The organism is Oscillatoria sp. FACHB-1406 (genome assembly GCF_014698145.1).
Taxonomy (GTDB): Bacteria; Cyanobacteriota; Cyanobacteriia; order Cyanobacteriales; family Spirulinaceae; genus FACHB-1406.
Genome location: NZ_JACJSM010000001.1, coordinates 1 through 22,245, shown reverse-complemented (window position 1 = coordinate 22,245; position 22,245 = coordinate 1). Strand labels below are relative to the sequence as shown.

At 48.5% G+C, this 22,245-nt stretch carries 24 protein-coding genes; 12 read left to right on the top strand and 12 right to left on the bottom strand.

Going from position 1 to position 22,245, the window contains the following annotated elements:
• The first annotated feature begins 159 nt into the window (after positions 1–159).
• The 5 genes from urtA to urtE all read left to right on the top strand — a co-directional run bounded on the left by urtA (position 160) and on the right by urtE (position 5,851).
• On the top strand, positions 160–1,494 hold the full coding sequence (gene urtA, locus H6G50_RS00120; protein WP_190712074.1) for an urea ABC transporter substrate-binding protein: 1,335 nt from the start codon (positions 160–162) through the stop codon (positions 1,492–1,494).
• Between the two features lie 223 nt (positions 1,495–1,717).
• Positions 1,718–2,947, top strand: a complete 1,230-nt coding sequence (urtB, locus tag H6G50_RS00115; protein ID WP_190712072.1) for an urea ABC transporter permease subunit UrtB — start codon at positions 1,718–1,720, stop codon at positions 2,945–2,947.
• An 81-nt stretch (positions 2,948–3,028) separates the two neighbouring features.
• Positions 3,029–4,177, top strand: a complete 1,149-nt coding sequence (urtC, locus tag H6G50_RS00110) for an urea ABC transporter permease subunit UrtC (protein ID WP_190712070.1) — start codon at positions 3,029–3,031, stop codon at positions 4,175–4,177.
• Positions 4,178–4,271: 94 nt separating this feature from the next.
• Complete coding sequence (gene urtD, locus H6G50_RS00105; protein ID WP_190712067.1) at positions 4,272–5,018, top strand: urea ABC transporter ATP-binding protein UrtD; 747 nt, start codon at positions 4,272–4,274, stop codon at positions 5,016–5,018.
• Positions 5,019–5,149: 131 nt separating this feature from the next.
• Complete coding sequence (gene urtE, locus H6G50_RS00100) at positions 5,150–5,851, top strand: urea ABC transporter ATP-binding subunit UrtE (RefSeq protein ID WP_190712065.1); 702 nt, start codon at positions 5,150–5,152, stop codon at positions 5,849–5,851.
• A gap of 120 nt (positions 5,852–5,971) precedes the next feature.
• On the opposite strand, the gene H6G50_RS00095 is transcribed toward urtE, so the two are convergent.
• The 3 genes from H6G50_RS00095 to clpS all read right to left on the bottom strand — a co-directional run bounded on the left by H6G50_RS00095 (position 5,972) and on the right by clpS (position 6,918).
• Positions 5,972–6,175, bottom strand: coding sequence for a hypothetical protein (locus H6G50_RS00095; RefSeq protein ID WP_190712063.1), 204 nt, complete (start codon positions 6,173–6,175; stop codon positions 5,972–5,974).
• Between the two features lie 99 nt (positions 6,176–6,274).
• On the bottom strand, positions 6,275–6,565 hold the full coding sequence (locus tag H6G50_RS00090; RefSeq protein WP_190712062.1) for a DUF2103 domain-containing protein: 291 nt from the start codon (positions 6,563–6,565) through the stop codon (positions 6,275–6,277).
• A 59-nt stretch (positions 6,566–6,624) separates the two neighbouring features.
• Positions 6,625–6,918 (bottom strand): ATP-dependent Clp protease adapter ClpS, encoded by a 294-nt coding sequence (gene clpS, locus H6G50_RS00085; protein ID WP_199302641.1) that lies wholly within the window; start codon positions 6,916–6,918, stop codon positions 6,625–6,627.
• A 279-nt stretch (positions 6,919–7,197) separates the two neighbouring features.
• Here clpS and H6G50_RS00080 point away from each other — a divergent pair, with 279 nt between their 5' ends.
• From H6G50_RS00080 to ggt, 3 genes are read left to right on the top strand one after another with little or no spacing between them, the layout of a single operon-like run.
• Positions 7,198–8,082 (top strand): ABC transporter permease, encoded by an 885-nt coding sequence (locus tag H6G50_RS00080; protein WP_190712058.1) that lies wholly within the window; start codon positions 7,198–7,200, stop codon positions 8,080–8,082.
• A gap of 12 nt (positions 8,083–8,094) precedes the next feature.
• Positions 8,095–8,229, top strand: coding sequence for an element excision factor XisI family protein (locus H6G50_RS00075; protein WP_347239853.1), 135 nt, complete (start codon positions 8,095–8,097; stop codon positions 8,227–8,229).
• 5 nt (positions 8,230–8,234) lie between these two features.
• Entirely contained in the window at positions 8,235–9,797 is a 1,563-nt protein-coding gene (gene ggt / locus H6G50_RS00070) for a gamma-glutamyltransferase (RefSeq protein ID WP_190712055.1), read from the top strand.
• Between the two features lie 49 nt (positions 9,798–9,846).
• Here the strand turns inward: ggt and H6G50_RS00065 are convergent, their stop codons facing one another.
• The 4 genes from H6G50_RS00065 to H6G50_RS00050 all read right to left on the bottom strand — a co-directional run bounded on the left by H6G50_RS00065 (position 9,847) and on the right by H6G50_RS00050 (position 14,355).
• Positions 9,847–10,986, bottom strand: coding sequence for a PAS domain-containing protein (locus H6G50_RS00065; RefSeq protein ID WP_190712053.1), 1,140 nt, complete (start codon positions 10,984–10,986; stop codon positions 9,847–9,849).
• 140 nt (positions 10,987–11,126) lie between these two features.
• A complete protein-coding gene (locus H6G50_RS00060) occupies positions 11,127–11,750 on the bottom strand; it encodes an exopolysaccharide biosynthesis protein (protein ID WP_190712051.1) in 624 nt (207 codons plus the stop codon).
• 78 nt (positions 11,751–11,828) lie between these two features.
• A complete protein-coding gene (locus tag H6G50_RS00055) occupies positions 11,829–13,403 on the bottom strand; it encodes a GAF domain-containing sensor histidine kinase (protein WP_242032651.1) in 1,575 nt (524 codons plus the stop codon).
• A 223-nt stretch (positions 13,404–13,626) separates the two neighbouring features.
• Positions 13,627–14,355: a GUN4 domain-containing protein gene (locus tag H6G50_RS00050; RefSeq protein WP_190712047.1), complete on the bottom strand. Its 729-nt coding sequence runs from the start codon at positions 14,353–14,355 to the stop codon at positions 13,627–13,629.
• A gap of 150 nt (positions 14,356–14,505) precedes the next feature.
• On the opposite strand from H6G50_RS00050, the gene H6G50_RS00045 reads away from it, so the two are divergent.
• Positions 14,506–14,931 carry a hypothetical protein gene (locus H6G50_RS00045; protein ID WP_190712045.1) on the top strand — a complete coding sequence of 142 codons (426 nt, stop codon included), beginning with the start codon at positions 14,506–14,508 and terminating at the stop codon, positions 14,929–14,931.
• On the opposite strand, the gene H6G50_RS00040 is transcribed toward H6G50_RS00045, so the two are convergent.
• From H6G50_RS00040 to H6G50_RS00030, 3 genes are all read right to left on the bottom strand, one after another.
• The gene (locus H6G50_RS00040; protein ID WP_190712043.1) at positions 14,928–15,437 is read right to left on the bottom strand and encodes a pentapeptide repeat-containing protein; all 510 of its coding nucleotides are present in this window, start codon (positions 15,435–15,437) and stop codon (positions 14,928–14,930) included. The two genes, H6G50_RS00045 and H6G50_RS00040, sit on opposite strands and share 4 nt — an antisense overlap.
• A gap of 105 nt (positions 15,438–15,542) precedes the next feature.
• Positions 15,543–17,030, bottom strand: coding sequence for an LCP family protein (locus H6G50_RS00035; RefSeq protein WP_347239832.1), 1,488 nt, complete (start codon positions 17,028–17,030; stop codon positions 15,543–15,545).
• A gap of 374 nt (positions 17,031–17,404) precedes the next feature.
• Positions 17,405–18,307, bottom strand: a complete 903-nt coding sequence (locus H6G50_RS00030; protein ID WP_190712041.1) for an alpha/beta fold hydrolase — start codon at positions 18,305–18,307, stop codon at positions 17,405–17,407.
• A 103-nt stretch (positions 18,308–18,410) separates the two neighbouring features.
• Here H6G50_RS00030 and H6G50_RS00025 point away from each other — a divergent pair, with 103 nt between their 5' ends.
• Both H6G50_RS00025 and H6G50_RS00020 read left to right on the top strand, forming a co-directional pair.
• Complete coding sequence (locus H6G50_RS00025; RefSeq protein ID WP_190713040.1) at positions 18,411–18,587, top strand: hypothetical protein; 177 nt, start codon at positions 18,411–18,413, stop codon at positions 18,585–18,587.
• Between the two features lie 26 nt (positions 18,588–18,613).
• A complete protein-coding gene (locus H6G50_RS00020; RefSeq protein WP_190712960.1) occupies positions 18,614–19,072 on the top strand; it encodes a GNAT family N-acetyltransferase in 459 nt (152 codons plus the stop codon).
• A gap of 211 nt (positions 19,073–19,283) precedes the next feature.
• Here the strand turns inward: H6G50_RS00020 and H6G50_RS00015 are convergent, their stop codons facing one another.
• Positions 19,284–20,129 (bottom strand): chemotaxis protein CheB, encoded by an 846-nt coding sequence (locus H6G50_RS00015; protein WP_190712039.1) that lies wholly within the window; start codon positions 20,127–20,129, stop codon positions 19,284–19,286.
• 245 nt (positions 20,130–20,374) lie between these two features.
• Positions 20,375–22,081 (bottom strand): hybrid sensor histidine kinase/response regulator, encoded by a 1,707-nt coding sequence (locus H6G50_RS00010; protein WP_190712037.1) that lies wholly within the window; start codon positions 22,079–22,081, stop codon positions 20,375–20,377.
• 88 nt (positions 22,082–22,169) lie between these two features.
• Between H6G50_RS00010 and H6G50_RS00005 the strand changes: the two genes are divergently transcribed.
• Positions 22,170–22,245, top strand: a 76-nt coding sequence (locus tag H6G50_RS00005) for a helix-turn-helix domain-containing protein (protein WP_190712958.1), incomplete at its 3' end; no start/stop codon positions are given.

Sequence of the window (22,245 nt, the reverse complement as noted above, 5' to 3'; positions counted from 1 at the left end):
TTTACCTCACGATTCTTGAAGTATTTTGTATCCTGGACTACAAAATACTGCTCTGGAGCGATCTAATATCCTTACGCGATTTAATCGATACTATCGGCGCAGTTAAATCTATGTCTAAACTGCGATAGTTCATTTTCAGCAAGGTGTTAGGAGACGGCTATGGCAAGGCAATTTGGAAGAAGAAAATTCTTACTCTACGGTTCGGCAGCATTAGGAACTAGCATTTTACTTAAAGGTTGTGGGCAATCCCAAACCACAGCGCCCACTGCCAGCCCGAGCGCAGCGGAAAGTCCGACGAGTGCTTCAACACCCGTCGCCGCAGGCAGCGGCAATACGATTAAAGTCGGAATTCTTCACTCGCTGAGCGGTACGATGGCGATTAGTGAAACTACAGTCGTTGATGCCGAAATGCTCGCGATCGAAGAAATCAACAAAGCAGGCGGCGTTCTGGGCAAACAAATCGAACCCATTAAAGAAGATGGTGCTTCCGATTGGGATGTTTTCAAAGAAAAAGCTGAAAAACTTATCGATAAAGATAAAGTTGTTACCATCTTTGGATGTTGGACTTCTGCTAGCCGCAAAGCCGTTCTCGACACCTTCGAGTCGAAAAACCATATGTTATGGTATCCCGTTCAATACGAAGGTCAAGAATGTTCTAAGAACGTCTTCTATACCGGTGCAGCACCCAACCAACAGATCGAACCGGCTGTCGATTGGTTGCTTAAAAATAAAGGTAAAAAGTTCTTCTTAGTCGGCTCCGATTACGTTTTCCCGCGCACGGCTAATACGATTATCAAAGAACAACTCAAAGCCAAAGGCGGCGAAACCGTTGGGGAAGATTACTTGCCTTTAGGAAATACCGAAGTTACGCCGATTATCACAAAAATTCGTCAAGCGTTGCCCGACGGCGGCGTTATTTTCAACACCCTCAACGGCGATAGCAACGTCGCATTCTTCAAACAACTGAAGGGCGCGGGGATTACACCCGAGAAATATCCGGTTATGTCCGTTAGCGTAGCCGAAGAAGAAGTTCGTCAGATCGGGACTGAATTCCTCAAAGGACATTACGCATCTTGGAATTATTTCCAAACCGTCGATACGCCGGAAAACAAGAAGTTTGTGGAAGCGTTTAAGGCGAAGTACGGCGCGGATCGCGTAACGAACGACCCGATGGAAGCGGCTTATATCATGGTTTATCTGTGGAAACAAGCGGTCGAAAAAGCCGGAACGGCAGACGATTTAGAAAAAGTTCGCGCGGCGGCAGTCGGTCAAGAATTGGCGGCTCCGGAAGGCAAGGTTAAAATGTTCCCGAACCATCATATTTCTAAGACGGTTCGCATCGGCGAAGTCCAAGACGATGGACTCTTTAAGATTGTTTGGTCTACCGATGCCCCCTTAGAACCGCAGCCTTGGAACCAATTCGTTCCGGATACGAAGGGTTTTGGTTGCGATTGGACCGATCCGAAGAAAGGCGGTAAGTATAAAGTGAGTTAAGGGCTAGTCAATTCTTGAGGGGCGATCGAAAAACCCTTAATTGAATGAATGGGTAAGAAATCGGATTTCTTGAGGTGTAGTTTTTTGAAAACGATCGCAAGTCGGAAATCCGATTTTTTCTAAAGAGTTGCTCGACTCCTGGATTTTGACATCAATGGCTTACTTGCCAACTTTCGCTATCTAACACCGATTATTGCTCGCTTATCTCTATCTCCGAATTATCGTGCTGCAACTTCTTCAAAGTATTTTTGATGGGATTAGTATCGGTTCTGTCCTTTTGTTGTCGGCATTAGGACTGGCAATTGTCTTTGGGTTGATGGGCGTGATTAATCTCGCTCACGGGGAATTGATGATGCTGGGAGCGTATACCACGTTTGTGGTGCAGAATATTGCTAAGGCGATCTTACCGGAGTTTAAACCGACAGCGGAAGCGGGATTTTTGGGGAACGCGATCGCGTTTGTTGTCAGTCGCGAAATGTATATTTTTTATGCGTTAATTGCGGCGTTTATTGTGGCGGGATTAGTGGGTTTAGCCTTGGAACGAGGTGCAATCCGCTTTTTGTACGGAAGACCGCTGGAAACGCTGTTGGCGACTTGGGGCGTAAGTTTGATTTTGCGCGAGTTGGTGCGAAGTATAAATACTTTGCTGGCGATCGCGATCGCGCTATTCTGTCTCCTCTTTTTTGGCGCGCTGACCGTACTGCGACGCAATCCCATTGTCGTCCCGCGTTGGGCGATCCCGGCGAATGTCGCAATCAGCGGCGCAATTACCTTCGTCGCGGGTTTATTAATGGCGAATACAAAAAAAGACTTTTTTGTCAAGCCCTGGTTCAGCGCGCGAAACGTCGATGTGACTGCCCCGAATTGGTTATTGCAGGAACCGATAAAATTCCCGCTGGGGGCCGAAAGTTTTCCGCTACCCCGCACCCGCTTATTTATCATCGCGCTAACGATTTTGTGCGTATTGGGGACTTACTTTTTCCTCAACTACACCGATTGGGGGCTGCGAATTCGCGCCGTCACCCAAAATCGCAGCATGAGTTCCTGTTTGGGCATTCCGACCGCTAAGGTAGACGCGCTGACGTTTGCAGTCGGTTCGGGATTGGCGGGAATTGCCGGTTGCGCGATCGCGATGTTGGGTTCGGTCGGCCCTAATACCGGACAAAACTACATCGTCGATACGTTTATGGTCGTCGTTCTCGGCGGCGTAGGCAATCTCTTGGGGACGATTTTAGCGGCAATGGCGATCGGAACCGTTTCTTTTCTGATTGGTTCGGGAACGTTAGTGACGCTTTCTCAACCGATTGAAGCCTTAAAGCCCCTCACCGAAATTCTGACATTCTTTTCGACGACCAGTATGGCAAAAGTGCTGGTTTTCGCCTTAATTATTGCCTTCTTACAAGTTAAACCCGCTGGAATTTTTGCCCCGAAAGGAAGAACGGCAGAAATTTAAGCTTGTTAGGGCGTAGCAGTGCTATGCCCCTGACAAAATCGGACGCGCGACTCGCAACTCAGCATTCCCCCCATAACTTTCATGAAATCGAAAAGCGAACTTCCTAAATCTAAACTTAAGCTCGATCGGGCGCTTCTTAAAGAAGCGGGGATTATTGCTGGGATTGTTTTGTTCCTCGCGGTCATTATGCCCCTACTGATTCCGGCTTTTCGGCTTAAACTTTTGGGTCGATTTTTGGCATTGGCGATCGCGGCTTTAGGGATCGATTTAATCTGGGGTTATACCGGATTGTTGAGTTTGGGACACGGGATATTCTTTGCCCTAGGGGGATACGCGATCGCGATGTATCTCAAACTCAATGGCCCGGAAGCGCCCGTTCCCGACTTTTTCTCCCTTTACGGCGTATCGGAACTGCCGGGATTTTGGCGACCGTTTTATTCTTTTCCCTTCACCGCGATCGCGATTTTTGTGATTCCCGCGATCGTCGCCGGACTACTCGGATATCTCGTCTTTCGCAATCGCATTCGCGGCGTTTACTTCTCCATTCTCACTCAAGCCGCGCTGCTTGTCTTTTTCAATTTCTTCAACGGCCAACAAAAATTAATTAACGGCACAAACGGCTTAAAAACCGATAAAGATGTCATCTTCGGGATGGTGGTGAGTTCCGATCGCGCCCAACTCACTTTTTACATCCTTACCATTCTCTTCCTCGTCCTCACTTACGCCCTCTGTCGCTGGCTTACTAGCGGGCGTTTCGGGCGCTTACTCGTTGCCATTCGCGACGACGAAACGCGGGTTCGTTTTTCCGGCTACGATCCGACTTGGTTTAAAGTCTTAGTCTTTGCCATTTCTGGCGCGATCGCTGGATTAGCTGGAGCGCTTTACGTGCCGCAAACCGGCATTATTACGCCCAACGCAATGGAAGTGGCTTTTTCAATCGAAATGGTCATTTGGGTGGCTGTGGGGGGGCGCGGAACGCTGGTTGGGGCAATTATTGGCACTCTCTTAGTTAACTTCGCTCAAACCTTTTTAAGCGAAGAATATCCCGCCGTTTGGACATTCTTTCAAGGCGCGCTTTTTCTCATCGTTGTCACCGTCCTACCCGATGGTTTAATGGGACTGCTGAAATACGCGCGATCGCTTCCCTTCTTGCGTCCAAAACTCATCACCTATCCCCAACTCGAAGAAAATCCAGAAGTGCAACAAGAACGGGAAGAATTTGAGAGATAAGTATTGTAGGGGCAGGTTTCCCCAAAAACCCTTGCTATTACAGCAATCCTCTGTCTTCAAACCTGCCCTCCCCATTAATAATGAAAGGATAATAATGACCTCAAAAATTCTCGAAATCGATAATCTCACCGTTAACTTTGATGGATTTAAAGCCATCAATAACCTTAACTTCAGTATGGATGCGGGCGAACTCCGCACGATTATCGGCCCCAACGGTGCGGGAAAAACGACCTTTCTCGATGTCATTACCGGCAAAACCAAACCCACGGAAGGACAGGTTAGATTTGACGGGCGAGACTTGCGAAAATTGTCCGAACATCAAGTTGCCCGCCTCGGAGTTGGTCGTAAATTTCAAACCCCGCGAGTCTATCTCAATCTCACCGTGCGCGAAAATTTAGACTTGGCTTGCAATCGCAACAAAAATGTGTTAAGCACGCTCTTTGCCCAGCCGAGAGAAAGCGATCGCCGCCACGTTATCGGACTCCTTGAAACGATTGGTTTAGCCGCGAAAGCCGACTTACAAGCTGCCCTCCTTTCCCACGGCGAAAAACAGCGCTTGGAAATCGGAATGTTAGTCGCACAATCGCCGCAATTACTGTTAGTTGATGAACCCGTTGCCGGATTAACCGACGAGGAAACAGAAAACGTAGGGGCTTTATTAATTGCGCTGGCGGAAAGTCATTCAATTATCGTGATCGAACACGATATGGAGTTCGTGCGCCAAATCGCTCGTAAAGTAACTGTATTACATCAAGGTTCCGTTCTGTGTGAAGGCACGATGGATGAAGTACAGCAAGATCCGCGCGTGATTGAAGTTTATTTAGGCAGTGAAGAAAGTTAATTGATAATTGATAACGAATTACGGATTCCCGCTTCTTCGCAGTGTCGATATGGCTGTTCCGCCAGAGCAAATGGATAATTGACAACGAATTACAGATTTCCGCTCTCTCTAATAACTAATCACTCAAATAAATGTTACAAGTTTCTAACCTCAATGTTTATTACGGCGAAAGTCATATTCTTCGCAGTGTCGATATGGCTGTTCCGCCGGGACAAATGGTTTGCTTAATCGGGAGAAATGGAGTCGGAAAAACGACACTCTTAAAAACAATTATGGGCTTACTTCAGCCGCGTACTGGTAATATTGTTTTTTACGATCGCTCCCTCTTAAAAGATAGCCCAGATCGCCGCGCGCGCTCCGGAATCGGTTACGTTCCCCAAGGAAGAGAAGTTATTCCCCGCGCCACGGTTCGCGAAAATTTGTTGCTGGGTTTGGAAGCATTACCGAAAGGAAGACAGGGGAAAAAAGATATTCCAGAAGAGATTTTTACGCTGTTTCCGGTGTTGAAAACAATGCTATCGCGGATGGGCGGCGATTTGAGCGGCGGACAACAACAACAACTCGCGATCGCGCGTGCTTTAATGGGGAAACCCAAGCTTCTCGTTCTCGACGAACCCACCGAAGGGATTCAACCCTCGATTATTCTTGAAATTGAAGCCGCTGTCCGACGCATTATCGAAGCAACCGGAATCTCTGTTTTACTCGTCGAACAACACCTCCATTTCGTGCGCCAAGCGGACTGGTATTACGCCATGCAAAAAGGCGGTATCGTTGCTTCCGGCGCAACTAGCGAACTCTCTCAAGAAACGATTCAACGTTTCTTAGCGGTTTAAAAAAAGTAGAAAAAGCAAAGTTCAATGACTAGGAAACCGAATCCTGCCTACAAGAGACTGGGTTACTAGCAGGAATATTTTGTTAAGTCATCCGGTTTTTTACTGAGTTATTCGTTAACATCAATCGACAACTTGCAACCGACCGGATTTTACCCCCTCAAAAATTCGGTCGATTTGCATATGTTCTTCCGGTGTAATTTCGGTTTTCGATAACATAACCGACATCAGCAGGCGCTGGTCGAGGCGAGTAATTTGGCGGAACGCAAAAATTCGTTCGACAATACAATCTAAGTCAATTTGGGTTTCTAAGGGGGTCGATAACATGGTGATGCCTTCCTAACTTTCGGGCGTTAGAGTTACTCTCTTCTTACTTTGCCCAACCAGAATCAAGAAATCTATAATCTTTAGACAAAGAATTTTAAGCTACTTTAAAATGTCCGCGATCGTGCCTTCTAAATCTTGTTGACTCAATTCCGTCAAAACAAACACTTCCTGAACTGTTTTTCCCTGACGGGCAATTAATTTAAAACCGCCGCGAATTGGCACGGAAACGCGCAATTTCATTGCCGGAGAGTGACCTTTCGCGCGAGAAATCACTCCCGGCGTAACCGTCCCGATGCCATCGTAAGTAATCAGTCGCTCCAAAATTGGGATTAACCCGGGAATGTGCGTTGAATGATTCCAAACTAATCGTCCTTCATTGGCACGGCTCATCAGTTGTTAAGCTATTCAGCAAAGATAAATCTAACCTATAGTAACCCCAAAAACTTGACTCAAGCGGCTTCTAAGGGAGCCATCGTTAACCCTTCGCGACTCAACTGTTGGTGATAGAGTTCCGCCATTTCTTGGGGACCGACCCAAACAATCGCTTGACCTTCATAGTGTACCTGATTGGTGAGATTCCAGGCGCGATCGCTCGTCATTCCTGGAATATACTTCATTAAACAATTAGCCACGTGCTCAAAAGTATTGAAGTCGTCATTGAGAACGATGACTTTGTAGTTTGGATACGGCTTGCTAACCACCTGACTCGTTCGGTCTGGCGTTACCGTGGGACTAGCAGCCATCGCCACTACAGTTGTTAGCCGGAATGTACTCATTACTCAAACATATCCTAAAAACAGCTAGAACCCCAGCCTCAATCTCTGAATCTTACCGCAACCGTTCAATTTTTAATAAATTTTTCCAGACTATTGAGTTTCAATTGTGCTTATTAAGGGGTACGCAACCTACCGCGCATCTCCTCTCAAGCGCGACGAACGGGTCAATTTGAGGATACAATCAACAGCATTGAGACATCCGACCTCAGCTTCAACCCGTTTTTGCCATCACTAAGGTTCCCGAACATGACCGTTCTTCCTCCCGAGCGAAAAAGTTCTCCTTCTGCCCTAGAAACTCGCAAACGCGCTTACCTCTCCCTACTTTTATTTCCCGGTACGGCGTGGTTATTAATCTTTTTTATTGCGCCATTGGGAGTGATTTTACTCTACAGCTTTCTCGAACGCGGCGTTTATGGGGGTGTTGTCTGGAAATTCACCCTCGATAATTATCTGCGCCTGAAAGAAACAGTTTATTGGACTGTGCTTTGGCGCTCGGTTCTTTGGGCATTTTTAACGACCGTTGTTTGCTTGTTAATTGGCTATCCCATTGCATTTTTTATTGCGACTCGCACTCCTCGCTGGCGCAATGCCTTATTGCTCCTAATTATTATTCCATTTTGGACAAATTTTTTAGTCCGAACCTATGCTTGGATGGTGTTGTTGCGAACCGAAGGTGTTTTGAATATCGGGCTGCAAAGTTTGGGCATTCTCGACCATCCGTTCTTCAGGTTATTCACGCCCTTTGCTGTTGTTATTGGCTTGATTTACGGTTACTTACCGTTTATGATTTTGCCACTCTATTCAACGATCGAACGCTTCAATTTTTCTCTGATTGAGGCAGCACACGATTTAGGGGCAAACGATTGGCGAACCTTCTTTCGTGTCATTCTACCGCTGACATTACGGGGAATTGTGGCGGGTTCTTTGCTGGTTTTTATTCCTTCCGTTGGCGCATTTATTACGCCGGATATTCTCGGCGGCGCTAAAACGCTGATGATTGGGAGCTTAATTCAAAGTCAATTTTTGCGATCGCGCAATTGGCCCTTTGGCTCCGTTCTTTCTATCGTTATGATGGCGGCGGTTGTCGTACCAATTGTTCTTTATTTAAGAATTGCAGAAGAAGAGAAGTAGAAAAATGGTAAGATTTGGGTGCAGCACGATGGAACTGAAATTGAGATGGCAGATGAATTAGTTAAACTCGGCGTTCCGAAAGAGGATATTGTTTTAGGATTTCAAGAACCTTTTGTTCGTCCCTATACAGGATTTGCGGTGAGTTAACGATCGTGCGAGAAAAACACAAATGCGCGATCGCGGCGGGCAATGCTCTCACCGTAGAAGCCGGAAAAGTTATCTTTGAATTAGGGGGAAATGCCTTCGATGCCGCCATTGCAGCAACCCTCGCTGCCTTCGTTACCGAACCCACGCTCACGTCAGCCGGAGGGGGTGGTTTTTTATTAGCACATACCTCAAAAAAACGCAACATTTTATTTGATTTCTTCACGCAAACGCCGCGTCAAAAAAGACCGCTTTCCGAAGTTAATTTTTACCCCATTGATATTGATTTTGGCGATACGATTCAAAGCTTTCATATCGGTCTTGGTTCGATTGCAACTCCCGGCAACTTAGCCGGTTTATTTGCCGTTCACCAACACCTCGGTAGCTTACCTTTCAAAGCGATCGCAGAACCGGCAATTGAATATGCAGAGCGCGGCATTACCCTAAGTGCTTTCCAAGATACTTGCATCAATCAATACCTCTATCCTATCCTTCTTGCCGAGCCGCTCGGACAAAAACTTTTTGCGCCTTCAGGATGCTTGGTAAAAGCTGGAGATCGGTTTTATATGAAAAATTTTGCGGCAACTTTACGGGAGATAAGTTGTAAGGGGGTTGATGAATTTTATCGCGGTGAAATTGCTCGAAAATTAGTAACAGATTGTCGCGATCGCGGCGGCTATTTAACCCGCGAAGACTTAGAAAACTACCGCGTCATCCAACGCCAACCCCTCACGATTCGCTATCGCGATTATGAAATTATTACCAATCCGCCGCCCAGTTCGGGAGGAACCTTAATTGCCTTTGCGCTCAAACTTTTAGAAACCATCGAAGTCGGTTCGTTAGCGTTGGGTAGTCCTCAATATATCGAACTACTCGCGCGAGCAATGCAATTAACCAATGTTGCTCGCAAAGATGGTTATAATGCCAATTTGTACGATGAAGATGTTGCCGAGAAGTTTCTCTCTCCCGAACATTTAGCCCTTTACCAACAACAACTTACAGAAGGAGTCAATCGTTGGGGAAGCACCACCCATATCAGTACAATTGACGATCAAGGAAATGCCGCTAGTATTACCACTTCCAACGGTGAAGGCTCCGCTTATATCATTCCCGGTACGGATATTATGGTGAATAATATGCTCGGGGAGGAAGATTTAAACCCATCAGGATTTCATCAATGGCCGTGCGATCGCAGAATGTCTTCGATGATGTCGCCAACGCTAATTCTCCAGAACGGAAATCCGTTATTCGTGTTAGGTTCCGGCGGCTCGAACCGAATTAGAACCGCAATTTTACAAGTTATTATCAATCTGCTCGATTTTCAACTGCCCCTCGAAGTTGCTGTCGCTAATTCTCGCGTTCATTGGGAAAATAACTTGCTGAATATCGAGCCGCCTTTTCCGTCCGAACGAGTTGCTAAATTGCAGTTACCTAATGAAACAGAAGTCTTATTGTGGAAGGCTCAAAATATGTTTTTTGGTGGCGTTCATGCGGTTGGAAAAGCGGAAGGCGGATGGGTTACAGGTGCGGGAGATCCGAGGCGCGAAGGGGCTGTAGCGGGGGTCTGCTGAATAAAATAATTGCTCGTTGAGACTAGCGTCATTAGTCTCAAGCTGCTGATTAATCCTTCTCATGAGTTTCGATTTCTTTCGCCTGCTGGAGCGCAATTTCGGTTTGTTTCCGTTCGGTAATATCGAGAATGGTTCCGAAGAGTTTTTCAACTTGTCCTTCGCCATTAAAAATAGGTTCTCCCCGCCCTAAAAGATATCGAATCTCGCCATTGGGACGGACAATGCGAAATTCAATTTCTGTTTCTTGTCCTTGAATAAGTTGTTGCAAGCGACTATCCCATAGGGATAAATCCTCGGTATAAATTTGTTGTCGGTATTCGCGGTAAGGGGGCGCGGCGCGATCGCACGGCAAGCCAAAAATGCGGAATGATTCTTGCGATAAAATCATTTCCAGGGTTGATAAATTCAGTTCCCAACTGCCGAGGTGGGCGACTTGCTGCGCTCGAGCGAGCTTATTGCGCTCGCGGCCGAGGGCGATTTCTGCGGCGATGCGATCGCTAATGTCAATTTCGTTCACTAAAATAACGGACGATCCTGTAACCGGATCGGTCGTTTGCTTCAACTCTACCCGATGCCAGCGCAGTCCGTACCGCGTTCTCATAACCGTTTCCGTACAAAAACCGCCCTGCTGTTGGGTTTGCTGGCGAATAAGCTGGATGAGGGCGCGATCGGCGAATCGTTTTGAGAGTTGCGGACTGAGTTCTCCGTAGCATTCCATCGCCGCCGGATTTTGCAAGATTGCATCTCCCTCTAGCGTCCAGAGGGAAACCAATAAAGGCGTATGGCGCAGCACCTCCACCGATCGCAACAAATCCGAATTAACATGGGGGGAAGAGTAGGTTGCTTCGACAAGCATCGCTATTCTGCCATTCTTTTCAGCAATGCGAATTCCCGAAAAAGTAGACTGTACGGAGGTGGGTTGACCGTTAGGATAGAACGTCCATTGATCCACAACTGTTTCGCCGCGAGCAAAGCATTCTAAATATCCCTGCAAGCGGGTGCGTGTTGTTTGAGAAGCATCGTTAAAGTTGCGCGAGAGAAAAGCCTCTAGGTTAGGCGCATCCCACAACCGGATGGCGGCGGTATTCGCCCACCACGCCTTCATCTCATAAATATCAAAAACCCAAACCGGCGATCGCAGCAAATTGAACGCTGAGAGGTCAGATAGAGTGACAAGCTCGTCTTTCATTGCTCATAAAACAGAATTACGAGGTGCAGCGATACTCGTACCGCTGCTTTTAAACTCACCCTCTACAATTCCACATTGTCAAGGTCAAACTCTCAAGAATTTTACTTAAAGCGTAAATTTCAGATTTTGCAATAGCCTTTCTAGCCTTTGAGCCAGGTTTTTAAAGAATCCAACAGGCTCGTCCCCCCCCAAACAAAGGCAGCAATAACCGAAGTCGTTAACACCGCAATTACAACCCCCAGAACTAAGCCCCCAATACTAATAATTCCATCGTCCTCCACCAAACCGAAACCAATAACAAAAATCACCATCGCCGGTAGGGTATTCGTTCCGGGGATGGGAATAATCATAAAAATTGCCATTAATGCGATCGCGCACCCTAAAATAACCCGACCGGGCAAGCTCGTACAAATCCAAGACAATCTCGGTTTCGTAATCGCTTCAATCCGTCGAAACCAGGGAATCCCTGCCTTCACAAACTTCTGGGCATTTTCGAGCTTAATCGAACTATTGTAAATGCGTTGGGGCAGCCAGGGGCGACGAGCGCCCACAATCAATTGCAAAGCCAGCAACAACATCACAATCCCGAAAGGCGTTGAATAACCTGCGGCGGGCAAGGGTAGTGCCGACGGCAAAGCTAACACGACAAACAAAAAGCCAAAAATTCGTTCCCCAGCTAGCGCTAAGATATCGCCTAACTTGACTTGAGGCAGGCGCTCTTCTTCAAAAAAATAGCGGTTTAATTCAACTGAAAGTTTTGCCATGTCAGTGTACTTATCTAAGTTCAGGGAGTTAGCAAACTTTCCCTCTTCAGTAGGGAAAAGTTGCTACGGACCTCCAGTTTAACTTTCGTGAGTCTCCACTGTCGGCAACTTAAAAACGTATCGATAGCCCGATTGAAGAGAACCTTGAATCGTAATACTACCGCCATGCAACTCAGCCAGATGACAGCTTAACACGAGGCCCAAAATATCTCGGTAATTCTCTTCTGGGGACTTTTGTTGCAGTTGTTCGACTTTTTCGAGGGGGGAGAGCGATGGATTGGCGAGAATTTGTTGGTTGGAAGGTAACTCCTCCGTCTCCGGTTCCGTGAGTGCTACCGCCGTCTCCCAACTCGGTGTAATTTCTAAATTCAGCGGTTGAGAGTAAATTTCCACTTGCGGCAGCCCATCGCCCAGCCAAGGATGCGACACCCAAACCGCAAGGTTAAGAAGGTAGTCTTTCCGGGAGACGTGAATGCGAACTTCGCTCCCTGATTCTGCCGATTGAATCACGGTGCGGACTAGATAGTAAAGCGCCTGACGAACTTTTTCCTTATCGAGTAACCAAATGCGCGGTCCGGGTTCGACGGACAAGCGCAATCGCTGTCGCTCTTGTCGGGCAATCTGATGCAGATTGTTAATGGCTTGTTGGCAGAGCATTTCGATATCGACCGGCGCGAGTTGCAAGTTTGCATTTTCGGGCGAAAATACCCCCAAGCTAATAATTTCTTCGACAAGGGCGAGGAGATGCTGACCGCTGTTGTGAATAATTTCGATATACTCTTTTTGTTTTGGGGTGAGCGCTCCGTAAACTTCTCGTTCTAAAATCCGCGCCATTCCCATCACTGAAGTTAAAGGCGTGCGCAATTCTTCTGTGAGCTTGGTTAACAGTTTGACTTTGAGTGAGTCGGCTGCGTTAATCGCTTCCGCTCCCTCCGAAAAGTCCTGCTCCTTCTCCATCACCATTGCTTTGAAATCGCTCGGGTACTGACTGACGAAGGGCGATTCGGCTATCGTCTCGACATACGCGCGTTCATCGCGGGTTCTATCGGAGTGTTGCTGCTGCAAGAAACGGTTGCGTTCAAACTCGCTCAAGCACCAGCGAGCAGCAAGCAGGAGAAAGTCGATATCCATCGTGCTAAAGGTTCGCGGCGCTAGGGACATCACGCCGAGCGCGCCGATGCACTGACCGTCGGAGGTCATGAGGGGAACGCCAAGGTAAGCCCGAATTCCGTAGTGTTGAAAGAGGGTACTGCTGGAAAATACGGGATCGGCGGACGCATCTTCGATCGCGAGATAATGTTCGCTATCGATCGCATAGGTGGAAAAGGCTTCGTTGCGAGGAATATTGCGAGACGTGGCTAATTGATTCATCAAGCCGATATTCGAGAGTCCAACTGCCGATTTTAGCCAGAGTTTATCTTGAACCATTAACTCTAAAATCCCGATGGGAACTTCGAGGGTTCGAGCGATGGTTTGGGTTGCCTCGTCAAATACGGGAACAGCTTCGCCATCCAGCAAGCCCAAGCGCTCGAGCGTCTCTAAGCGGCGCTGTTCTCGAACGATTGGGGTCAAACCATCTAAACGACAAAAAATTCTATTATTCGGATTGACCATAATTTCCCCTACCTTCCGAATTGTTTTGTTGCTTGACAATGTTCGCTTTCCATCCCATTTGCGATCGTAAACATGATTGCTTTGCCATTCCTAGCGTTCCCTAGGTTCTCTTAGAATTCATCTTTCAAAACGTAAAATTTGAGCCGGAAATCGAAAAAAGTCAAAAAACTTAGTATTCTCTTCGGGGATTGGAGTGTGAATCCACCTAACATTTTCAAGAAAATCTCGCAATTCCTAGTAACTATTGTACGATCTAAATCCGTCAATCTACCGACCAGGCAGGATGGTCAAACAACTTAGCAATAACCCGAACGCCGCGCAGTTGGTTTGAGAGGGGTAAATGACCTCGCGGCGCGCTGACATTCCAAATAAATTCGTTAGGGTAGCGCGTCCAGTTTTTGTCGGTTTTCCAGCCAATTTTAGACCAGAGCTTGCCGAAATCTTTCCCTTGCGCCAACCAGATTTCGCGCTGGACGGAATAGCCGAATTTTCCTTCGGAATATACGCGCCACAAGCTATCGATCGCGCGTAGGTCGGCGATCGGAATTTTCTCGACTTCGGAGAAGAACAGCCATTTGCGCTGGATGGCACTTGGACCGACGAGTTCGCAGAGTTTTTCGAGGGTGAGGCGGTCGGCGTTCAGGAAGTCTTGTTCGCGCAGAGCGCGCGCTATCGGACTGCAATCGATGTTTTGCTCGGAGTGAAGGGGGACAATCCCATCGGGAAAATGGGTTTCTAAAAAGGTTCGGGTTTGCGGCGTATCGGCAGCGAGCAGCAAGAGTTCGGCTTTGCCAAGGGCGGGGGTGGGGGAGTTGCGATCGCTCGCTTGCAAAAATTCTGCGATCGCGCTCAGTCCTTCATCCCCGAAACTGGCGAGTTTATCAAGCAAGGTCAGTTGTTTTTTTTCTGGCTCGCAGAAGAGTTGCTGGCGCAGAGCCGCTATCTCATCCGATGCCGTTTCTCGAATCGATTGTGTATTGGAGTCTATCATAGACAGTATTAATACCACGACAATTGGAGGGGGATAGTCCCCCCGTCAATAACCTTTGCAAAAATTTGTGAAGAATGCAATGCCCGCTCGCGGCTTTTTTAACTCACACACCCTCTTGTTGTTCTGTTCGCCACTCTCAGCCTCTTTGCTGTGACCGGAGCGAATGCAGCCCCAGTAATCGAACAAACTGCGTCGGGAAAGCTGGCTTCTCCCTTGCTGTTCGTGCAACACCCCCTTTCTCCCGTCCCCGCCAATGCACTAAACTCTGAAGTCGTATCAGCGATTGCCGTCGCTCTTGCCAAGGTAGGACAATACGATCGCGCCCTACAACTGATTCAACGCTTTAGATCTGAACCGTGGAGTGCAAAGGCGTTATCTTCAATTGCACCGACTTTAATTGAAACTGGCAAAATCGATCGCGCCTTGCAAGCGATCGAGGGTTTGGAAAGTCAGCAACAGCAAGCGTTAGCCTTCGCAGAAAGTGCCAGCGACTTAGCCGAAATAGGTCAGCCAGAGCAGGCGATAATGTTTATCGATCGCGCCATCACTTTAGCGGGATTGTCTGGGAAATTTTAATCGCATCCCAAACTTTCTCGCGTGGCGATTCCCGTTACTGGATTCGTTCCCGCAGCGCGATCGCACATCAAACTCACTTGGTAGCGATCGAGAATCGTCCCCGAAAAGTCCGCTCCCGTAATTTCAGCATCGAAAAAGCGCGTTCGGGTCGCTACCGCATCGGTAAAAATTGCGCCTTCGAGGTTGGCTGCATCGAAAGTGACGCGATCGGCGAGCGCGCCGGATAAGTTCGCATCTTTTAAATTTGCCTTGAACAACACGGCTTTCGTAAGAATAGCGCCGCTTAAATCCGATCGCTCCAAGTTGGCTTCGCGCAAGTCAGCAGCCGCGAAAACTGCTTTGGATAAGTCTTCCCCCGAAAAGTCCCGCCCTTGCAAGTCGGTTTGGGTATAATTGACGGTTTTATCTTGCGCGATCGCAGGCATTGCCGTTAATAACAGCCACAGCAGCGCCAGCACTATAATTGCAATTAACCCCCGCCCTCTCTCAACTAACGTTTTTCCCATTTTCTCGTTTCAACAGATGAGTTATGAATGATGAATTATGAGTTATGAAATCCGAATTACGAATTACGAATTACGAATTACGAACTACGAATTACGAATTACAAACTACTTCCTTGGTTCTGCTTCCAGTTTTGGCAACCAATCGCTTCCCACGCGCAGCGTCAACTGAGAACCAATATCGCCGGTTGAATCGTCTTCGATGCTGCCAAAACCTAAGAGGGCGTGCAAGCGCTTCGCTGTTTCGCGATCGCCTTGTTGCACGATAATTTCGGTTTGTTCGAGGACTTGCGGGGCGGGGCGCTCGGAGATATAAGCGTTACGAATGTCGCGAGCTTGAAGATATTCGAGAACTCGCTCGGCGACAGCGGGATCGGCGGTGGTGTTTTGGATAGCAATGCGGGCGCGTAACGGTTTGACTTGCTCCGATTCCGAAGCTTCAGTCTTTTCGCTCGTGGTTTCCTCGCCCGGTACGGGTTGGTCGAAGTTGTTACGAAGGATGCGATCGCGTTCTCGCTCCGACATCAACCAATAGCTCACGCCATTAAATTCATTCTTCTCGCTGAACCGACCGGGCAGCATGACCATTTTAATTTGTTCTTTTTCCAGCTTCAACCCAAAACCGACTAACGCGAGCGTTTCTTCCCAACTGAGGTTTGTATCGACGTACTGCCGCATCATCTGTACGGCTTGCGGGAGGCGGGGCAACGTTGCCGGACTTTGCAGGCGTTCCCGCAGTGCTTTGAGCAGAATTTGCTGGCGTTGAATGCGCCCGATATCGCCGTAACTATCCTTACGGAAGCGGGCGAACTGTTCGGCGCGATCGCCGTTTAAAATTTGTCGTCCGGGTGCGAGGTTAATATTGAGTTGCTGTGTTTCATCCCGGTATTGCATAGCGTGGGGAACATTGACTTCAATCCCGCCGACGAGATCCACCAGTTCGCGAAACGCATCGTTAGTAATTCGGACGTAGCGATCGATCGGAATATCATTGAGAGTTTCGCTCACAACTTCCGTAGCACGTTTGGCACCGCCAGAGAAATTAGCATCGTTGATTTTCACCATGCCTTCTCCAGGGATAAGCACGCGCGTATCGCGAGGAATGGAGAGCATTTGGAGAACGTGCTTTTCGGGGTCGAAGCGCAACAGTAACATCGTATCGCTGTGACCGTCGAACGCTTCTTTAGAACCGGGCTGGGCATCAAGGACGCGATCGATCCCCAATACTAAAATGTTAACGGGGCGATCGAGTTCGTAACGTAAGAAAAAGTCCCACAGTTTTTGATGTTCCAGAACTTTACCGTCGGCGCTCGTTTCCGATCCCGGTACGAAATGGGCGAAGCTTTTGGGAATCGGTGCAAATAATCCGATCGCAGCCCCTGATACCGCAGAAATCCCTACCGCGATCGCAAAGGTACTACTCCACAGCCAAATTCGCTTCTGCATCAAGATATTGAAGAGAGTCAGACGCGATCGACGCTTGGGAACTGTCGGACTCAAAAGGCTTTCGCTCTCGAGGCTCGGAGGCGTTTGACGCAAGGGTTTAGATGAATCCTTTCTTGCATTGCTCGGCAATGCTTCCGTTTGATTTCTCACATTTAACCTCACACATCCAACAAATTTTAGGGCGGTTTCCGGCGGCTTTTTCCTCGCGCTGCACTCCCTCATCAGGTCAGGAGAGCGCAAGATCGCTGCCCTTCATTTAACTTCACAATCCTCATCCAGGATTATAGCTCTAGGTGTTAACAGTTATCAGTTATACAGTTAACAATCAGGAGTCATCCGTCAATCGCGATGCAGAACAGTCGAACGTTATCAGTTAGCCCGTCAGCAGCCGATAAGCAATATAGTTCTCTACATTAAAGCCGCATTCTATCCGGAAGGAGATGAGGGGGAGAGGGTCTTGCTACTGGTGACTGGTGCAGGAGAGAGGGAGTGATCGCTATCCCTTTTCCCTTATTCACCATTCATTAAGGACTGATAACTGAGAACCGATCGCTATTAAGCCAGTCCAGGAGCGAAGCATTGACCAGATCGGGGCATTCGTCGTGGGGACAATGGCCTGCTTTAGGGATAGAAGTGAAAGTTACGTCTGGGTTCCGTTCTGCTAATTCTCGATAAACTTTTGCACCCGCCAGAGGAGTCCAAGGATCGTCCTCGCCCCAAATTACCAACAGCGGGCGTTCTAGGCGTTGCAGCAAGCTTGCTGGCGTGGGTCCTGGCGGTGCAGTGAGAATTGAAGCAAAGACCTTTTGGGCGTTGGGATGGCAGGAAGGCTGATAGAGCATTTCCACCAATTCTTCGGTAATGGCGGCGCGATCGCGGTAAACCTGGCTTAGAGTACGGCGTAGTTGAGGTTTGCGACGGATTAAGTTAAACAGAACTGGGCCCGATAGCGGAGAACTCACCACTTTCGTAAACGTTCCCATCACCGCGCGCAGGGGGGCGGGTAACTCTTCAGGACGGTGATTGAGACCGCCCGCACAGTTAATAACCGTGCATCCGGCGGCGATTTCGGGGAAATTTGCCGTTACCATCAACGCGAGCAAACCGCCGATAGAATTACCGATGAAAACTGTTGGGGCTTGTATTTTTTCTTGCCAAAAGTCATAAATTTGTTGCTGCCACAGGTCTAAGGTGTAGTTGAGGAGGGGTTTATCGGAGTTGCCAAATCCCAAGAGATCGAGGGCAAAGACGCGATAACCAGCAGCGGCGAGGACGGGAAGATTTTTGCGCCAGTGACCGATAGAAGCCCCAAAGCCGTGAATTAAGAGTAGAGGGCTGCCCGTTCCTTGGACGGCGTACTGGATTTGATGGTTTTGCCAGTTCCAAGTTGAACGGTTTTGGAGGCTGGGGGAAGTTGCTTGTATCACGGCTCTATGCTGGTTTTATAAAGATTTGTTAATACTATTTTTTTATCATATATCCGGCGGCTCGTTAGACTAGAGGAAGATCAAAGATTGCATAAATCCTCGTATGATGGCTTTTTTCCGCCAGTATATTGCCCCTTTGTTGGTTGTGCTGACTTTCGCGATCGCGCTAGTAGCGGTCAGCGCGCGCATTTTCTTACCCTCCGACTTAGCCGCCCCCGCACCGATTGAGGAGATAGACGGGGCAAAGGCAGCAGTTCCCTCTAGCATTCCAGAAAGTTGAACGCTAGAGTTCCCGACTATGAAATTATGGAAGGCTGCGGCAGAGATCGGGCCTTGTTATTGCGCTTTTTAACCCGCAGCTACCAAGAGTTATTCCCCGAAAATCAAGAATACTCCCATCTGGCAACGACGGTAGAACGTTATTTTTCCTCAGAAACGCCACTGTGGTGGGTGGTGTCGGGAGCGAGTTTGGGGGCGTATGGGGCGAAAATTGCGGGTTTGTGGATGGGAAACGCAATCGCGCAAGCGGAAGGCGATCGCTATGCTCATATTTTCCTGCTTTATGTCGTCCCGGAGTATCGCTGTCGGGGGATTGGTTCGGCGCTGATGCAGAAAGCGGAAGATTGGGCCAGAAGACGGGGCGATCGCCAAATCGGGCTGCAAGTGTTTTGCGAAAATCGTCCGGCGTTGAGCTTGTATCGCCGTTTGGGATACCAGGAGCAATCGCTGTTGATGGTTAAGCAACTGCTAGACTCGAGTCAATAGAATAACCGTTGAAGTATGGGAAGGCGATCGAATACCGACAAGACAAGAATCTAAGCTTTGAAGAGTATATAGCGTTTTTCATAGGCGTGAGGTACGGATTCCAAAATCAAATCGGTAGGGGCGCAAGGCTTGCGCCCGTTGGGTGTACCTCACTCACGTGAAAACTGCTATATGACTTTTTGAGAAGATCGGAATCTTTCCACCGAAAGACTCAAATTCCCTCTACCAACAGCTTGCGAATAACGTTAGCGTGCGCCTTAGAGACTTTAGCCTGCTCTTGATACGCTTGCGCCGACCGACTATGCCCGCGTTTTTCTTCATCTTTTGCCATCGCCAAAGCGATATTTGCGCGCTCTTCCATCGTTCGCATTGCCGCCCACAGCGCTTGCTCTAAAGCCTCATCCTGGTCTGCCATCAGTGCCTTTGCAGTGAAACCATGTCCTACATGACAGCGGTAGCGCTTCACGCGATCGGACTCGATTCGCCACAGCGGTCCGCCACACTCGGGGCAGCTAACCGGTACTAAATGCCCCAGTCGGTTCTCGTCGCTAATATTGCTCATGGTTTGTGCTGCAATTTCAGCTTCTAGTACGATATCTTGGGGAACTTCGTCGATCGCAGGGGCGGGCTGCTCTACAATTTGACGAATCACATTCCCCATCTTGTGAATGGGTAGCTGATAGTCAATTTCGACTTTAGCGATCGCATTTTTGGGCATATCTGGATAATCTGCATCTTCTGGATCTTGAACCACAGCAATCCCACCGCAGCGCTTGATGGCGAGTAAGCCAGAAGTACCATCATCCAGATATCCCGTCAGGACAACTCCCACGACTTGCGCCCGATACGCGACTGCTGCCGAGCGAAACAAGGGATCGATCGCCGGACGATGCCGGTTCTCTTTCGGCCCGCGACGCAGGTGTATATGACCGGGCTTAAGCAGCATATGCAGATCGGGCGGAGCGACATAAATATATCCGGGTCGAATTGGCTCGCGATCTTCAGCCGTTTTAGCCTTAAGCGGACTGACTTTATCAATCAGACTGTCTAATCTCAAAAAATTTGAGCGAGTTCCAAACCTAAATTAGACGGCAAGCGGCAGCAGATTTCAGCTAAGAAAAACTGTGGTGGAACAAGCGTTTATGCTCCTTAATAATACCAATTTAATATGAGGGGAGTTTAATGCGTGCCGCTACGCGGATCCCTGCGGGAGCGCTCCGGAAACGCTCCTCCTGTACTCAGACCAGTTTTCATTGATTTTGCACTATTTGCACAATTAGGGCAGAGCATTACTTATTGGTGTCAACTATCGCCCCGATCTAAAGATGCTGGGGGCTGACGATCGATTTGAGCTAATTGCTGGGCAACAAAAATTTGCAGTTGCTCGAAGTCGATCGGTTTGGTGAAATGCTCGTCAAATCCGGCTGCTTTAGCATTGGCTTTGTCTTCTGGCTGTCCGTAGCCACTTGCGGCAATCAGGTAAATATGGCTCAGTTCGGGGTCTGCACGAATCGCTCTAGCAAAAGCATAGCCATTCATCGCTTTGGTTAAACCGATGTCGCTGATAATCAGGTCGGGTTGGAATTGTCTGGCTAATGCTAAGCCGGTTTGTCCATCCCGGGCGATCGCAATTTGATACCCTGCCTCTTCGAGAGAAAGCTCGAGCAACAAAGCCGAGTCTTCGTCATCTTCAACAATCAGAACCTTTCCCCGTTCAGTGGTAGACTCTTGATTTTCTGAAGGCAAATCGAACGCGGGAGCGGCCTGTCTATCCCCCTCTGGTGCTTCAATTTGGGGCAGATGAATGGTGATTTCTGTGCCTTGATTTAGCCCTAAGCTCTCTGCGCTAATCTGCCCGTCGTGCAGATCGATAATCCCTTTTGCCAGCGGCAGCCCCAGGCCCAGTCCATCATTACGAGCGAGGCTGCGGTTTTCTTGGTTGAAGGGCTTGAAAATGCGAGCAAGCGCTTCTGCCTCGATTCCTACACCGCTGTCCGTAATTTTTATCGTGGCTCGGTTTGCCTCTACTGCGATAGAGATCGCAATCTGACTGTCTGAGTTAGAAAATTTGATCGCATTTTGCACAATATTCGAGAAAGCCTGCATCAGGCGAACCGCATCTCCGTCAACCCAAATTTTCCGATCTGAAATCGTCAGATCGATCTGGATGCCTTTTTCTGCGGCACGAGCTTGGTAGTCTTGGCTTAAATCTCGCAGGATTTGGGTGAGTTCGACGGGCTGACGCTGTAGCTGAATTTTGCCGTAGGCTACTCGCGAGACTTCCAGCAGATCGTCAACTATCCGGGTTAATTGATTGAGTTGCCGCCAAGCGATCGTATAGAAAGACAAGATCCGATCGCGGAACATTGAAAAATCCCAATCGCGCTCCTGGAAGGATTGCACGAGCAAGGGTATTAAGGCAATGCTGCCACTTAAAGCATTGAGAGGATTGCGGAGTTCGTGTCCTAAAGCGGCAAGGAATTCGTCTTTGCGGCGATCGGCTGCCTGCAATTCTTCTTCGTTCTGCTTGCGCTCGGTGATGTCGTAGTTCACTCCAATCACTTCGATCGCGTTGTCCTCTGCATCGGTGATGACTCTGCCTTTGCCCGCTAGCCAGCGCAGTTGACCATTCGCCTGATGAATGCGAAATTCGCTGTTAAATTCCGTTTTTTGGGCGATCGCTCGATCGACCTCTTGCTGAACTCGCTCCCGATCTTCTGGATGGACATAGCGATAGAAAACCTCGGTATTAGCGGGATGATTGTCGTCTGGGTTTAACCCCAGCAGTTCGTATTCAATCCGGTTCCAGGAGGTGTTCTGAGTCGCAATATCAAACTCCCATACGCCCATGTTGCCCGCATATAGAGCCAGATCGAGCCGTTCGCGACTTTGTGCCAAATCTGCGGCTGTTTTTTCTCGCTGTAGGGCTGCCGCCAGTGTATTGGCTATCGACTGTAGAAACGAAACATCTTCTGGCGTAAATTGTCCAGCTTGCTTGCCATGACACATCAACACCCCGTAGGGATCATCGAAAAATTGGGTCTGAGACCCCGTGCTTCTAGCACGGGGTCTCAGAGACTATAGTACAATGTGAAACATGGAAAAAGCCTACCGCTACCGTTTTTACCCAACCTCCGAGCAAGAACAAATATTGCGCCGGACAATTGGATGCG

Bases quoted from the DNA above. Each gene is read 5' to 3' on its own strand.
- urtA (WP_190712074.1), top strand. From the start codon at position 160: ATGGCAAGGCAATTTGGAAGAAGAAAATTCTTACTCTACGGTTCGGCA.
- urtC (WP_190712070.1), top strand. From the start codon at position 3,029: ATGAAATCGAAAAGCGAACTTCCTAAATCTAAACTTAAGCTCGATCGG.
- urtD (WP_190712067.1), top strand. From the start codon at position 4,272: ATGACCTCAAAAATTCTCGAAATCGATAATCTCACCGTTAACTTTGAT.
- urtE (WP_190712065.1), top strand. From the start codon at position 5,150: ATGTTACAAGTTTCTAACCTCAATGTTTATTACGGCGAAAGTCATATT.
- H6G50_RS00095 (WP_190712063.1), bottom strand. From the start codon at position 6,175: ATGTTATCGACCCCCTTAGAAACCCAAATTGACTTAGATTGTATTGTC.
- H6G50_RS00090 (WP_190712062.1), bottom strand. From the start codon at position 6,565: ATGAGCCGTGCCAATGAAGGACGATTAGTTTGGAATCATTCAACGCAC.
- clpS (WP_199302641.1), bottom strand. From the start codon at position 6,918: ATGGCTGCTAGTCCCACGGTAACGCCAGACCGAACGAGTCAGGTGGTT.
- H6G50_RS00080 (WP_190712058.1), top strand. From the start codon at position 7,198: ATGACCGTTCTTCCTCCCGAGCGAAAAAGTTCTCCTTCTGCCCTAGAA.
- H6G50_RS00065 (WP_190712053.1), bottom strand. From the start codon at position 10,986: ATGAAAGACGAGCTTGTCACTCTATCTGACCTCTCAGCGTTCAATTTG.
- H6G50_RS00060 (WP_190712051.1), bottom strand. From the start codon at position 11,750: ATGGCAAAACTTTCAGTTGAATTAAACCGCTATTTTTTTGAAGAAGAG.
- H6G50_RS00050 (WP_190712047.1), bottom strand. From the start codon at position 14,355: ATGATAGACTCCAATACACAATCGATTCGAGAAACGGCATCGGATGAG.
- H6G50_RS00040 (WP_190712043.1), bottom strand. From the start codon at position 15,437: ATGGGAAAAACGTTAGTTGAGAGAGGGCGGGGGTTAATTGCAATTATA.
- H6G50_RS00025 (WP_190713040.1), top strand. From the start codon at position 18,411: ATGATGGCTTTTTTCCGCCAGTATATTGCCCCTTTGTTGGTTGTGCTG.
- H6G50_RS00020 (WP_190712960.1), top strand. From the start codon at position 18,614: ATGGAAGGCTGCGGCAGAGATCGGGCCTTGTTATTGCGCTTTTTAACC.
- H6G50_RS00010 (WP_190712037.1), bottom strand. From the start codon at position 22,081: ATGTGTCATGGCAAGCAAGCTGGACAATTTACGCCAGAAGATGTTTCG.